Origin of the sequence: Vibrio metoecus, from assembly GCF_009665255.1 — a bacterium.
Lineage (GTDB): Bacteria > Pseudomonadota > Gammaproteobacteria > Enterobacterales > Vibrionaceae > Vibrio > Vibrio metoecus_B.
In genome coordinates, this window is the sequence record NZ_CP035687.1 from 806,927 (window position 1) to 820,468 (window position 13,542).

9 protein-coding genes and 1 pseudogene are annotated in these 13,542 nt (G+C 49.8%); 3 read left to right on the forward strand and 7 right to left on the reverse strand.

Annotation, left to right across the window (positions count from 1 at the left end):
* Nucleotides 1-30: 30 nt before the first annotated feature.
* Both EPB59_RS17035 and EPB59_RS17040 read right to left on the reverse strand, forming a co-directional pair.
* Nucleotides 31-828 (reverse strand): amino acid ABC transporter permease, encoded by a 798-nt coding sequence (locus EPB59_RS17035; protein WP_195707133.1) that lies wholly within the window; start codon nt 826-828, stop codon nt 31-33.
* Complete coding sequence (locus EPB59_RS17040) at nt 828-1,547, reverse strand: amino acid ABC transporter ATP-binding protein (RefSeq protein WP_154174014.1); 720 nt, start codon at nt 1,545-1,547, stop codon at nt 828-830. The genes EPB59_RS17035 and EPB59_RS17040 overlap by 1 nt, the downstream gene beginning before the upstream one ends.
* A 323-nt stretch (nt 1,548-1,870) precedes the next feature.
* On the opposite strand from EPB59_RS17040, the gene aroG reads away from it, so the two are divergent.
* Nucleotides 1,871-2,923 carry a 3-deoxy-7-phosphoheptulonate synthase AroG gene (aroG, locus tag EPB59_RS17045; RefSeq protein WP_154174016.1) on the forward strand — a complete coding sequence of 351 codons (1,053 nt, stop codon included), beginning with the start codon at nt 1,871-1,873 and terminating at the stop codon, nt 2,921-2,923.
* A gap of 95 nt (nt 2,924-3,018) precedes the next feature.
* On the opposite strand, the gene EPB59_RS17050 is transcribed toward aroG, so the two are convergent.
* The 5 genes and pseudogenes from EPB59_RS17050 to EPB59_RS17070 all read right to left on the reverse strand — a co-directional run bounded on the left by EPB59_RS17050 (nt 3,019) and on the right by EPB59_RS17070 (nt 12,337).
* Nucleotides 3,019-4,353, reverse strand: coding sequence for an MATE family efflux transporter (locus tag EPB59_RS17050; protein ID WP_154174018.1), 1,335 nt, complete (start codon nt 4,351-4,353; stop codon nt 3,019-3,021).
* A gap of 193 nt (nt 4,354-4,546) precedes the next feature.
* On the reverse strand, nt 4,547-6,103 hold the full coding sequence (locus EPB59_RS17055) for a methyl-accepting chemotaxis protein (RefSeq protein ID WP_154174020.1): 1,557 nt from the start codon (nt 6,101-6,103) through the stop codon (nt 4,547-4,549).
* A 308-nt stretch (nt 6,104-6,411) separates the two neighbouring features.
* Nucleotides 6,412-9,284, reverse strand: a pseudogene (locus EPB59_RS17060) (FAD-binding and (Fe-S)-binding domain-containing protein).
* Between the two features lie 99 nt (nt 9,285-9,383).
* Nucleotides 9,384-10,520 (reverse strand): FMN-dependent L-lactate dehydrogenase LldD, encoded by a 1,137-nt coding sequence (lldD, locus tag EPB59_RS17065; RefSeq protein WP_142735777.1) that lies wholly within the window; start codon nt 10,518-10,520, stop codon nt 9,384-9,386.
* Nucleotides 10,521-10,642: 122 nt separating this feature from the next.
* Nucleotides 10,643-12,337 (reverse strand): L-lactate permease, encoded by a 1,695-nt coding sequence (locus EPB59_RS17070; protein ID WP_195707134.1) that lies wholly within the window; start codon nt 12,335-12,337, stop codon nt 10,643-10,645.
* On the opposite strand from EPB59_RS17070, the gene EPB59_RS18475 reads away from it, so the two are divergent.
* Nucleotides 12,297-12,443 carry a hypothetical protein gene (locus EPB59_RS18475; protein WP_001897441.1) on the forward strand — a complete coding sequence of 49 codons (147 nt, stop codon included), beginning with the start codon at nt 12,297-12,299 and terminating at the stop codon, nt 12,441-12,443. The two genes, EPB59_RS17070 and EPB59_RS18475, sit on opposite strands and share 41 nt — an antisense overlap.
* A 99-nt stretch (nt 12,444-12,542) precedes the next feature.
* A complete protein-coding gene (locus tag EPB59_RS17075) occupies nt 12,543-13,442 on the forward strand; it encodes a LysR family transcriptional regulator (protein ID WP_001200834.1) in 900 nt (299 codons plus the stop codon).
* Nucleotides 13,443-13,542: the final 100 nt, after the last annotated feature.

Below are 13,542 nucleotides of genomic sequence, written 5' to 3' on the forward strand. Positions count from 1 at the left end.
TTCCCTTTTTATTTCGCGCATTTTTTCGCGTTATGGTGAGCGCCACTGCGCGCCCAGTTTATGTTCTAGCCAAGCTGATAACGCTGACAGAGTCAGGGTTAACAACAGATAGATCGCCGCTACGCTGAACCAGATCTCAAACGGCATCGCGGTTTCCGAGACTATATTTCGCCCCTGAGTGGTGAGATCAAAAATCGCCATCACACTGACAATAGACGAGTTTTTAATCAGCGACACCATCTCATTGGTCAGTGGAGGTAATGTACGTTGCAGAAGTTGCGGCAGGATCACATCGTAAAAGGTAAAAAAGCGCGATAAGCCGAGCGAGCGTGCCGCTTCATATTGGCCTTGTGGAATGCTGTTTAACCCGCCGCGAAACACCTCTGCGGTATACGCACCTTGAAACAGAGCGAGGGCAAGCACCGCGGTGGCAAAACGGTCGAGACCAATGACGGGACCAAACACAAAGTAGAGGAGGTAAATTTGCACCAAAAGCGGCGTGTTGCGTACCACCGCTATGTATCCGGTGCCTAAAGTGCGCCCAACCAGTGAGTGTGACTGACGCAGCAAAGCGGTGGTTAAACCCAGTGCTAAGGTGAAAATCAAACTGATCCCAGTCAGCTGCAAGGTGACCAACAGGCCGTGCAGTAAATCACCCGCCCACCACTGCCCATCTTCAAAAATCAACACATACTCAGGCACTCGGTGCCACTGCCATGTATAGCCCATGGCTTGTGCGCCAGAATCAAGCAGCCAGACCAATCCGGCAAAGACCAAGATCATTTGCAGGGTGGCGAACAGCAGTGGGCGAAGAAAGCGTTTTATCATCAATGGCTCAAGATCTGATTGAGAAATTGTTGGGTACGCGGATGCGTTGGGTTTTGGAACAACTGTTCAGGTGAGCCAACTTCGAGAATTTCCCCTTCATCCATAAATATTACGCGGTGCGCGACTTTGCGCGCAAAGCCCATTTCATGAGTTACGCACATCATGGTTATGCCGTCTTGCGCGAGGTCGACCATCACTTCGAGCACCTCGTTAATGGTTTCAGGATCGAGGGCTGACGTGGGTTCATCAAACAACAAAATCTCTGGCTGCATGCAGAGAGAGCGAGCAATCGCGACTCGTTGCTGCTGGCCGCCAGAGAGTTGAATCGGGTATTTGTGTGCTTGATCGGTGATTTTTACGCGCTGCAGAAAATGATATGCCCGATCTTTGGCTTCTTGAGCCGAAAGTTTTAACGTTCGGATGGGCGCTAAGGTGAGGTTTTCCAATACCGTTAAGTGTGGAAACAGGTTGAAATGCTGAAACACCATGCCGATCTTGCCACTGCGTCGGGTTCGCTCATCGAGATCGGGCAACACTCGAATTTCCCCATCATCGATATTTTCTAAGCCATTCACTGTGCGGATCAGGGTTGATTTACCAGAACCTGAAGGCCCGCAAATCACCACAATTTCCCCTTTGTTGACGGTTAGAGAAATCGACTTTAATGCTTGAAACTGACCATACCATTTGCTGACTTGGTGAAATTCTATCACTTTCATCTTGTTATCTTTGTTGTTCTTCTTGGCATACCTTAGCAACATAAAACTCACATTGCATTAATTGATTCATCCTCATCGGCAGCATTTGTTGTTTGTATCAATACAGATAGGGTTTGCTATCTTGAGAGTGAATGGTGTAATTAATTTTTTACGGATTGTTTTGTCTGTAAAGAAAAGTGGAATCTTGCCTTTATTTAAAAATAGTGCTTGCGATATTTTGCGAGTGCCGATAAGTTACCCGAAGAAACGACAGGTGCAGTGATTACCAAGGCTAGAGCCGTTGACTTGGCTAGGTAAACTAAAAAGTAAAGGAAGAAGTAAAGATGTTGCAAACCGATGATGTAAAAATTAAGAAGATCAAAGAACTACTGCCACCGGTCGCAGTGTTAGAAAAATTTCCAGCGACAGAAACCTCGGCATCGACCACGTTTCAAGCGCGTGAAGCGATTCATAATATGCTGCAAGATAAAGATGATCGCCTGTTGGTGGTGATTGGTCCTTGTTCTATTCATGATCCGAAAGCGGCCATCGAATATGGTCAACGTTTAAAAGTGTTGCGTGATGAGCTCAGTGGTCAGCTAGAAATCGTGATGCGTGTGTACTTTGAAAAACCACGTACCACAGTGGGTTGGAAAGGGCTAATCAATGATCCGTACCTCAATGACACCTATGAAATTAACGATGGTCTGCGTATGGGGCGCAAACTGCTGCTTGATTTGACCGATATCGGCATGCCGACCGCCAGCGAGTTTCTCGATATGATCACGCCGCAATATGTGGCAGATTTGATCAGTTGGGGCGCGATCGGAGCACGCACCACAGAATCTCAAGTGCATCGTGAATTGGCTTCAGGGCTTTCTTGCCCTGTGGGTTTCAAAAACGGGACGGATGGCAACATTAAAATCGCCTCTGATGCGATTCGCTCTGCAGGGGCTTCGCACCACTTCTTATCGGTCACCAAGTTTGGTCATTCGGCGATTGTCGAAACGGCGGGTAACCCAGATTGCCACATTATTTTGCGTGGCGGCAAAGAGCCAAACTACAGTGCGGCGCACGTGAGCAATATCAAACAAGAGCTAGAAGTGGCTGGCTTACCACAAAAAGTGATGATCGATTTCAGCCATGCTAACAGCTCTAAGCAGTTCAAACGCCAAATGGTGGTTGCGGAAGATGTTGCGGCGCAGATTGCGCAAGGTGAACATGCAATCTTCGGAGTAATGATTGAATCACACCTTGTTGAAGGACGTCAGGACCTGACCCCAGGTTGTAACTTGACTTACGGTCAGTCAATCACGGATGCCTGTATTGGTTGGGAAGATACGGAAACCGTATTGCGCCAGCTGGCCGCCGCGGTTGAAACGCGTCGCCAAGCTTAATTTGAGCAATGAGAGTTAAAAGGGCTTCCAATGGAAGCCCTTATTGTTTATGGCAAACCGAAAATAACGGCTTTGCCCATGATAAAAATGCAGCGTTAAACCTTAGCCGAGGTTGGCTGGTTTTTTTCTAATTGGCGCAGTGCTTTTTGATAAGTTAACCAAGCCGCCCATCCCGCAATAATGTTACCTACTAAAGATCCTAAGAATAAACCTTTGAGGTCATAAAGCTGGGCTCCAACCCATAAGCAAGGTAGATAAAACGCAAACAGTCGAAGCGCTGAAATGGTTAGCGCGACATAGGCTTTGCCAAGCGCATTGGCGACCGACACCATCAACATACAGATGCCGAGAGCGCCCAAACTGATTGGGACGATGGTCAAATGTTGGAGCAAAATGGCGGCGACCTCGCTCTCACTGGTCATTAATGAAGATAAGTGGTTAGCGAGCAAGTAAGTGACGAGCGCAATCAATAATTGGAATCCCAACACAAACTGGCACGCGATACGTACTAATTGTCGAATATCGGAGATATTTTTCGCGCCGAGCATGCGTCCAATCATGGGTGGGATCGACATGGTCAGCGCTAACACCGCGACCAGTGCAAAAAATTCAAAACGTGAGCCTAATGCCCAAGCTGCAACGGCTGCGGTACCGAAACCTGCCAATAACTTAGTGGCAAACATCGAAGAAACAGGGGGCAGCAATTGGCTGAGCATGGCGGGTCCCATAATGTGGCCGAGTGAAGCTAAACTTTTGCTCATATCCAAATCATGCCACTCAAAACTCATCCATTGGCGTTGAGCCACTTTGGGGGCGACGATCGCGATGCCTGTACCAAACGCTAAGATGGTTGCGATTGCAGCACCATTGATACCTAGGTCGAGCGTAAAAATGAACAATGGGTCGAGAATCAAGTTCAGCACACTGGTCACCATCATCATGGTTCCGGGCAGCAGTGTGTTGCCGTTGGCACGACATAAGCTGTAAAAGAAGTAGAGCATCGCGCCTGTCCAAGCGCTCGCCAACCACCAAATCCAGTAATGATCAATGATTTGCAGAACATCATCGGAGGCTCCGAGTAAGGAGAGTAAAGGGTGGCGCAATACATACAACAGGACAGCAATCGCGGCTACCCCAACACCGCCGACCGCGACGACTAAACCGCCTAGCTGTTTGGCATAGTGCTCTTGGCCTGCGCCCAAGGTGCGTGATATTACGGCAGTAGTGGCAATTCCCAACCCGACTTGCACGCCAATGATCACCATTTGAATGGGCATGGTAAAGCCTTGCGCCGCAAGGGGAAGAATACCGAGCTGACCGATAAAAGCACTATCAACCAATTGAAAACTCATTAATGACAGTACGCCAAATAACATTGGCCAAGTCATTTGAAAAAGAGACTTAGCTAAAGAAGCTGTGGAAGTTTGCATAGAATCTCACGCTTGTTGAAGCAATAAAGCCTATGTTGGGATGAAAAAATATTTCACAAGGTGATGCGATAAATTGTCACAAAAATGTTACTAGTTATTCGGTTTGCCGCTAAATGAAAAACCTCATCCCAACGATAATTGGGATGAGGTAGGAGGCAAATCATTGATAGATGAGAGTCACATCCAGTCTCGGTCAGACCCGACGGAACTGAGCGACAAGGCTAGTTTGCGCCGCCAGATTTTTTACCAGTTGTTGGCACTCTGTTTGAGTGTTTTCTGCCAACGAAAGTGTTGAGGTAGAGACATCACTGATCGATTGTACGCTGCGATTCATATCCTCAGTCACTTTCGCCATCTCTTCAACCGCAGTAGCGATTTGTTCATTACGCATAGCAATATCGGAAACTTGTGAGAGCAAGGTGGTCAACTTCTCTCCTGAAACATGTGCACTATCCACGCAAGAAAGGGAGAGTCGATTACCTTGTTCAATCGCGTTCACGGCATTTTGAGTGCTATTTTGTACCGAACTAATGATGTTTTTAATTTCTTTGGTGGATTCCGCACTGCGCTGCGCCAATTGACGCACTTCATCGGCAACAACCGCAAATCCACGTCCTTGGTCACCCGCTCTAGCGGCTTCTATAGCGGCATTTAATGCCAACAGGTTCGTTTGTTCAGCAATGCTCTGAATAACTTCCATCACCTGACTTATGGTGGCACTTTGTGCTGAGAGTTGCTCAATCACTTGGGTCGCGGCTTTGAGTTGAGTGGCCATGGTTCCCATCGCCTCTACCGTCTGCTCGACAGCTTGCATTCCTTCGCGCGCGGCCTCTTGGGCATAGCCCGTCGCATCGGACGCCGCTTGAGCATTACGTGCAATTTCATTCGCTGTCAGGTTCATTTCTGTAATCGCAGTGGCAACTTGCTCCGTTTCGCGAGTTTGAGCATCTAAGTTTTCCGCAGTTTGTTCACTGTTTTGGGAAGACAACTTCGCGGCTTCACCAATTTGACTACTGGAGTCTTGAATGCGCCCAACGACCGCATTTATCTCTGATTGGCGCATTTTGAGTGCCAACTGAATTTCGGAAATATCATCGACACGGCTGTTATAAACCAGTTCCATCAATGGGTTATTGAAGACTTTACGAGCTTGTTGTGCCAGCGCTTCAAGGCGGCGGGTGAACAGATAAGCGATCGCAATCGTTAACAGAAGCATCAATGGCAGTCCGGAGCCGGCTAAAAAGAAATCGGCCGCTAAACTGACCCCTGTCGCAACGATAAACCCTAAACCCAAACGCTGCCATAATCGAGTGCGGGGCATTTTTAACCGCCAATCAGTTTTGCCTGCTCGGATTTGTTGGTAGAGCTTTTCCGCATTGTCGACATGTTCCCGGCTTGGGCACAAACGTACCGATTGATACTCAACAACTTGGCCATTTTCCTTGATCGGTGAGGCAAAGGCATCAACCCAGTAATGATCCCCATTTTTGCAGCGGTTCTTCACCATTCCCATCCAAGATTTGCCCGCCTTGAGGTGTTCCCACATGTCTTTAAACGCTTCAGGCGGCATATCGGGGTGGCGAACCATGTTATGTGGTTGGTTTACGAGCTCATCAAGCGTGTAACCTGCGACATCGCAAAATTCTTTACTGGCGTATTTAATATGACTGCTGAGTGTGGTGGTTGACAAAAGGTTGAAATTAGATGGATAGGTGACTTCCTTTTGAGTAATCGGTTGGTTATTGCGCATAAAAGAGCTCCATTCAATAGTTCCTGTTGCGCCAAATACTGTGCGTTGTGATTGTGATTATCGTTGTCTATAACGTATAGAATGGGTTATGTCGGTAAGCAAGTGAGGAAAGAGAAATTTATCTAACGAGAAGTAAAGGAATATCGCTGCCTCTACCGCTACCCGTTTATACCCTTCCTACTTGAAGCTGCAGCGGTGTTGGTTACGTTCGTTCACCCCAATCACATCGTGGGTCTATGCTCATGGGATGAGCTCACTTGTCGCCAGCCTGCAACGCCAAGTAGCTTAGGTATATGTGTTTTTTACACCTATGCGCTCGGCTGCGCTGTACTCTCTTGTGTTGCCAACCGTGGTTTGGCGACTTCATCCACCAGATACAAGATGGATTGATAAGGAATGCCGCTGTGGTGTGATAAGCCGATTTCACACGTGCGGCTATTACTAAACCCACGGCTGCAGTGCGCCGGCACTTGCTCTTTGAGCGAATGGACGGCAGCGGCATTGAGCTCTGGCGTAGTAAAGCCTTTGTCACCCGCCCAACCGCAGCACTGGATGTGCTCAGGCACTATCACCTCACTGGCGCAGGCTTTGGCCAGTTTCAGCATATCGCCTTCTAAGCCAAGGCGGCGCGAGCTACAAGTGATATGCAGCATGATGGTTTCTTGCTTCGGCGCGAGTGTGAGGTGATCCAGTAAGTAACGACTTACCAACCCCGTTGGCTCCAGAATTTCCATCGGTTTGGTAAACTGCTCAATGCTGCGTTTGGCGCACGGGCTAGTGTCCATCAATATCGGATAACGCCCCCTTGGCTGGCTTGCCATAAAGCGTTCTCCAACTGCTGAGCTTTGCTTTGTGCAATCTCGGTCATCCCTTTGCTGTCATAAGGCATACCGCAGCACTGGCTGCTGAGCTCTGTAGGCAGAATCACTTCAAAGCCGGCTTTATTGAGCAGGGAGAGGGTGACTTCCGTCAATGGACGCTGATCGGTCGCGCTTGCTTGTTGCCCCATATTGCGGCTGGCACAAGAGGGCAGGTAAACCACTTTTTTGTCACTGCGCGGCAGATTTTCGACAGCGAGTTCCAGCGAGTGAGTGTTTGCTTGCGGCATTTCCGGCATCCACAAAGGGGTTTTGCCTTTGCTGATCCGGCGCAGCCCATTAACCATGGAATCCACCGATTTTTCTCCAAGCACTTTGGTCGTCAGTTGGTTAGCTTTTAATCCTGTGCGAGCGAGCGTGGTGGTCGCGCTAAAGTGCTCTGCTGTCCAACGCGCAATCGGGGTAAATTTTTGGTATTTGGCGGTGCGCAGTTTTTTGACCAAATCGCCGGTATTGATCCCTACCGGGCAGCGTTCTGCGCACAATCCAGTCGCGGCACAGGTGTCTAACCCTTGGTATTCAAACACTTGCTCTAGCTCGCTAGAAGCCACGTTTTCACCCGCTGTGCGGCGGCGTTGCAATTCGCGATACAACACAATGCGTTGGCGTGGTGATAACGTGAGGGTGCGTGATGGGCAGACCGGCTCACAGAAACCACATTCGATACAGCGATCCACCAAGTTATCGGCCGCAGGCATGGGTTTGAGGTTACGGATGTGCGAATGCTTATCTTCGTTGATGATGACGCCGGGGTTGAGCAGGCGTTTGGGATCAAAGAGCGCTTTGATTTTTTGCATCAAGGCGTAGCCTTCTTTACCCCATTCCAGTTCAACGTAAGGGGCCATGTTGCGTCCTGTACCGTGTTCGGCTTTCAGTGAACCTTGGTATTTCACGGCCACCAGTTCGGCTACATCGTCCATAAACGCGCCGTAACGCTCGATTTCACTTTGCTTATCAAAGCCTTGAGTAAACACAAAGTGCAGGTTGCCTTCAAGGGCGTGACCAAAGATGATCGCTTCACTGTAGTGGTATTGATCAAACAGGGCTTGCAGATCGCGCACACCGGCCGCGAGGTTTTCCACCGGAAAGGCCACATCTTCAATGATGACCGTAGTGCCCACTTCGCGTACAGCCCCCACCGCTGGGAACATGCCTTTACGAATGCCCCATAAGGTCGCCACAGTTTTGCTCTCGGAAGTAAACGGAACCGATTCGATAATGTGGTAGCGTTGCAGCGCGCTCATCACTTGCTCACACTGATCGCGTAAGGTTTGCGCATCACTGGCGTGGGATTCAACCAGCAGCGCCGCAGCTTCTAAATCGAGCTTGGCGATAAATTCGGGCATGCCTTTTTTGTCGGCCACCGAGCGTAGCGCGCGTCCATCCATCATTTCTACCGCTGCCACTGGCGTTTTGGAAAGCGTGGTCACGGCTTGGCTGGCTTGTTCAATATCGGCAAACACCAGTAGCGCAGAGGCTTTGTGTGCGTGTTCAATCACGGTGTGATAGGTGATGTCGGCGATAAAGCCGAGTGTGCCTTCTGAGCCAATCATCAAATGGGTCAGCACTTCGATTGGATCAGAGAAATCAACCAAGGCGTTCAGCGCATAACCTGTGGTGTTTTTTAGGCGGTATTTGTGGCGAATGCGTTCGGTGAGTTCAGAATTGGCAAGGGTCTCTTGGCACAGCGCGTGAATGCCTTCCACCAAGTCGGCTCGCTCTTGTTTAAAACGAGCCACGCTCTCTGGATCGCGTGTATCGAGCACATAACCATCGGCAAACACAATTTGCATGCCATCAACAGTGCGATACGAGTTTTGCGCCGTACCGCAGCACATGCCGCTGGCGTTATTGGCGGCAATGCCACCGATTTTACAGGTGTTGATGGAGGCGGGATCGGGGCCGATTTTGCGCTGAAACGGGGCAAGGTACTTGTTGGCATCGGCGCCAATCACTCCCGGTTGCAGGCGAATTTTCAAGCCTTGGTTTTGCACTTCATGCCCGCGCCAATCGTCGGTTAAGGTGATCAGTACCGAGTCGGAAACCGCTTGACCCGATAAACTGGTGCCTGCTGCGCGAAAGGTAAAATGAATACCCAGTTTGCCACAGCTCTGAATAGCAAAAATCACTTCATCGAGTGATTTGAGGCGCAACACGATTTTAGGGATCAGCCGATAAAAGCTGGCATCAGTGCCGTAGGCGAGCCGCTTCGCTTCTTGAGTAATCATGCGCTGCGGATCAATTCGGCTCGCTAAAATTTGTTCGAGCTGCTGATAGAGACTATCGGCGATCGGTGGGGTCATATTGTGCTTCCTTGTGTGCTCCCTCAATTTCCTTTCTACTTGAAGTTGCAGGGGTGTTGGCTGCAACTTCAAGTCGTTTAAGGTTAGGGGATACTTTTATTATCTTTTGACTAATGAATCGCGTGACAGTTCGGCAATGCTTTTTGCGCCAGTCAACGTCATGGCAACCCGCATCTCTTTTTCATACAGGTCGAGCAGGTTTTCTACCCCTGTGCGTCCTTGTGCTGCCAGAGCGTAGATAAATGAGCGGCCGAGCATGGTGCAATCAGCACCAAGTGCCAGCATGCGTACCACGTCTAGACCAGTGCGGATACCCGAATCGACCAGAATTTTCAGGTCACCTTTCACCGCATCGGCAATCGCGGGTAGCGCTTGCACGGTAGAAAGCACCCCATCTAACTGACGGCCCCCGTGGTTAGACACCACAATGCCGTCTGCGCCAAAACGCACCGCGTCTTTCGCATCTTCGGTATCCAAAATGCCCTTGATGATCATTGGGCCGTCCCAGAAATCACGGATCCACTCCAAGTCTTTCCATGAAATGGAAGGATCAAAGTTCGCGCCCAGCCAGCCGATGTAGTCTTCCAGTTTGGTCGGTGAACCACGATATTTGGAGATGTTGCCCAAATCATGCGGCTTACCAAGCAAACCCACATCCCATGCCCAGCTAGGGTGTGCCATGGCTTGCAATACACGGCGCATCGCAGCGTTAGGACCGCTCATGCCGGAATGCATATCGCGATAACGTGCGCCCGGTACTGGCATATCCACGGTGAACACCAGATTTTTCACGCCAGCGGCTTTGGCACGTTCCAACACGTTTTTCATAAAGCCGCGATCTTTTAAAACGTAAAGCTGGAACCAGATTGGACGATGAATCGAAGGCGCCACTTCTTCAATCGGGCAGACCGAAACCGTGGAAAGAGTAAAAGGAATGCCTTTCGCTTCTGCGGCTTGTGCGGCTTGCACTTCGCCACGGCGGGCGTACATGCCGGTTAAGCCGACAGGAGAAAGGGCGATCGGCAGCGCCATTTTTTCGCCAAACAGCTCGGTTTCTAAACTCAGCTCAGACATATCACTCAGCACGCGCTGGCGCAGGGCAATGTCGGCCAGATCATCGGTATTGCGTCTGAGCGTGTGTTCTCCATACGAGCCGCCATCGATGTAGTGGAACAAAAAGGGCGGGAGTTTGGCTTTGGCTGCCGCGCGGTAATCGGTCGAAGCGGAAATGATCATAATGCAATCCTATTCTGGGCCTATTCTGTGAATGTTTCTTTTTTGCTCAAGCCCATACACGAGGTGCAAGGTGAGTTTGAGCGATGAGAGCGAGACGCTCGCTCTCGGTACTGATTAAAGTTTTAGTGGTTCATTAAAGCATCGGTCATGTTGAAGCCGTAAATCACGGTCATGCCGATGATGCCGGTCAAAACAAGATAGTAGAGGGTTGGCAAAACGGTTTTGCGCAGTGTCGCACCTTCACGCCCCAGCAGGCCAACCGTCGCGGATGCCGCGACCACGTTATGGATGGCAATCATGTTACCGGCGGCGGCCCCCACGGCTTGCAGAGCGATGATCACCACGCTAGAGATGGTCAGCGTTTGTGCCACTTCAAATTGGAATTGGCTGAACATCATGTTGGACACTGTGTTGGAACCAGCAATGAAAGCGCCCAGTGCACCAACGGTTGCACTCAGCATTGGGAAAGCGTCACCCACTAAACCTGCTGCAAAGTTAGCGGTCGTCACTGGCATACTGGCTAAATCTGCGCCGTTAACTCCAGAGTTGATGAAAATCCGCACCATCGGGATGGTAAACACCAGTACAAAGCCTGCGCCAATCAAGGTTTTGGTGGATTCACCAAACGCTTTGCCCATCGGCGCTAAGCTGCGTGTTTGGGTAAGTACTGCAATCAGGGCAACGAAAACCAGAATGCCACCAGGTAGATAAAGCGGCTCAATGGCCGTGCTGATGCCAGTTTCACCTAAAATATTGCTAAAGGAAACCTTGATACCCAGTAGCAACGCTTTGAAATCTGGGCTAACACGGCTTGCGACGAGAATCACCGCCAGCAACACATAAGGTGCCCATGCGAGAGCAAGACTCATCGGCTTGGCTTTGACGTCATCCAGATCCATTTTCAGCGAGCCTAACCATTCGGCAGGCCATTCGTTTTCAGGACGAAAATCCCATTGGGTTTTGGGTACCAAGAAGCCTTTTTTCGCCGCCGTTACCACAATTGCAAGGCCAACGAGACCGCCCATGAGTGAGGGAAACTCAGGGCCGAGGAACACGCCGGTCAGCGCGTAAGGAACAGTAAAGGCAAGGCCTGAAAAAATCGCGAAAGGCAGAATGTCCAAACCTTCCGTCCAACTGCGGTTTTTACCGAAGAAACGGGTCAACATCATCGCCATCAAAATGGGCATCAGTGTGCCGACTGAGGCGTGGATCAGCGCCACACTGGTGGTGATTTGTTGCAGATACACATCCCAGTTTGAACCGTTAGCCAGCAGCGCTTCCGTGATGTTGTGGGTGTCCAGACCTTTGTTGACGCCAACAATGATTGGCGTACCAACGGCACCAAATGAAACGGGCGTCGATTGGATCATCATGCCCATTAACACCGCCGCAAGGGCGGGGAAACCAATCGCAACCAGCAGTGGGGCGGCAATCGCCGCAGGCGTTCCGAAGCCAGAAGCCCCTTCAATAAAGGAGCCAAAACACCAAGCGATGATGATGGCCTGCACGCGGCGATCCGGTGAAATGTTGGTAAAGCCGTTACGAATCGTGGTAATCGCACCCGTGTATTTGAGCGTGTTGAGTAGGAAAATCGCACCAAACACAATCCACAACACAGAGACCGTGATGCCCAAACCTTGCAATACGGAGGCGATCACGCGGTTAGCCGACATATCCCAAAATATCAGGGCAATCGTAACGGTAAGGGCGAAAGCCACGGGCATGGCTTTCTTGGCTGGCCAGTTGAGGCCGACCAGTAAAATAGCGGCCACCACTATGGGTGAAAAGGCCACCAGCGCGAGCAGTGTTTCATTCATGGAGTACTTCCTCGTCCTTGAACTCTCCATCAATCGGGATGAGCTAACGCGCACAGAATGTAGGGTACGGCTAACCAGTAAGAGTTCGGTTGTTGATTTTTTATAGTTGTGATGGGGTTGTTAAGTTGGCGTGAATTTACTGCTTTATTTTTTGTGGATATAGGGAAATAATGAAATTCATTATTTCCAAAAATAACAAAATCAGATGCGTGCCGATGACTTAATTTTGTTTTATCAAGTGATTGAATTGGGGAGTTTCAGTAAGGTTGCAGAGCAAAATGGCCTTACAAATTCGGTGGTTAGCAAAAGATTGGCGCGATTGGAAGAAGAACTTGGCGTGCAGCTATTGTATCGAACAACGCGTAAATTGACCTTGACTGAGGCAGGCAAGGCATTGTTGCACGGTGCTAAAAATGTGAAGCAAGCCACTCAAGAAGCGCTGGACGCGGTGGTGGGATTTGGCGAAAACGTCAGCGGTCACATCAAAATGTCGGTGCCGACCATCTCGGGTGACTTGATTTTGGCTGATGCGGTCGCCGAGTTTTGTAACCTACATCCGGGACTGACGGTGGATATGTCGCTGGATAATCGCTTCGTAGATCTTGTTGAAGGCGGCTATGACTTGGTGATCCGCACCGGTTATTTGGAAGATTCGAGTTTGATTGCGCGGCATATTTTGGACTCGCAGTGGGTGGTGTGTGCATCTCCCGCTTACATCGCCCGCAACGGTAAGCCGCTCAAGCCAGAAGATTTAGCCAGACACAACTGCTTGCAATACGCCTATCAAACCACGGGGGCGACCGATTGGGAATTTAAAGGGGCAAAAGGCAACTACATAGTCAAAGTATCCGGCACCTTTTCGACCGATAACGCCACCGCACTGCGCAAAGCCGCGCTTGGTGGGCATGGCATTGCTTATGTACCGCGCTGTTTGGTGTATCACGATTTTCGTAATGGCGAATTGGTGGATGTGTTTCCGGAACAAGTCGGTAAAAAGCTTGGTATCTACGCAGTTTATCCATTCACTCGCCAACCCCCGAACAAAGTACGTTTGTTGATTGAGCACATACGTGCGCGTTATTTAGCAATATCACATTATTTTTAAAAGATAAAAGACTCACTCATCAAGGCCGCTTCCTATGAGGATTATCACTTCTTAGGCATTTCCCGTAAAAAAGGAGTGGTGACAAATTGCGCATATTTTC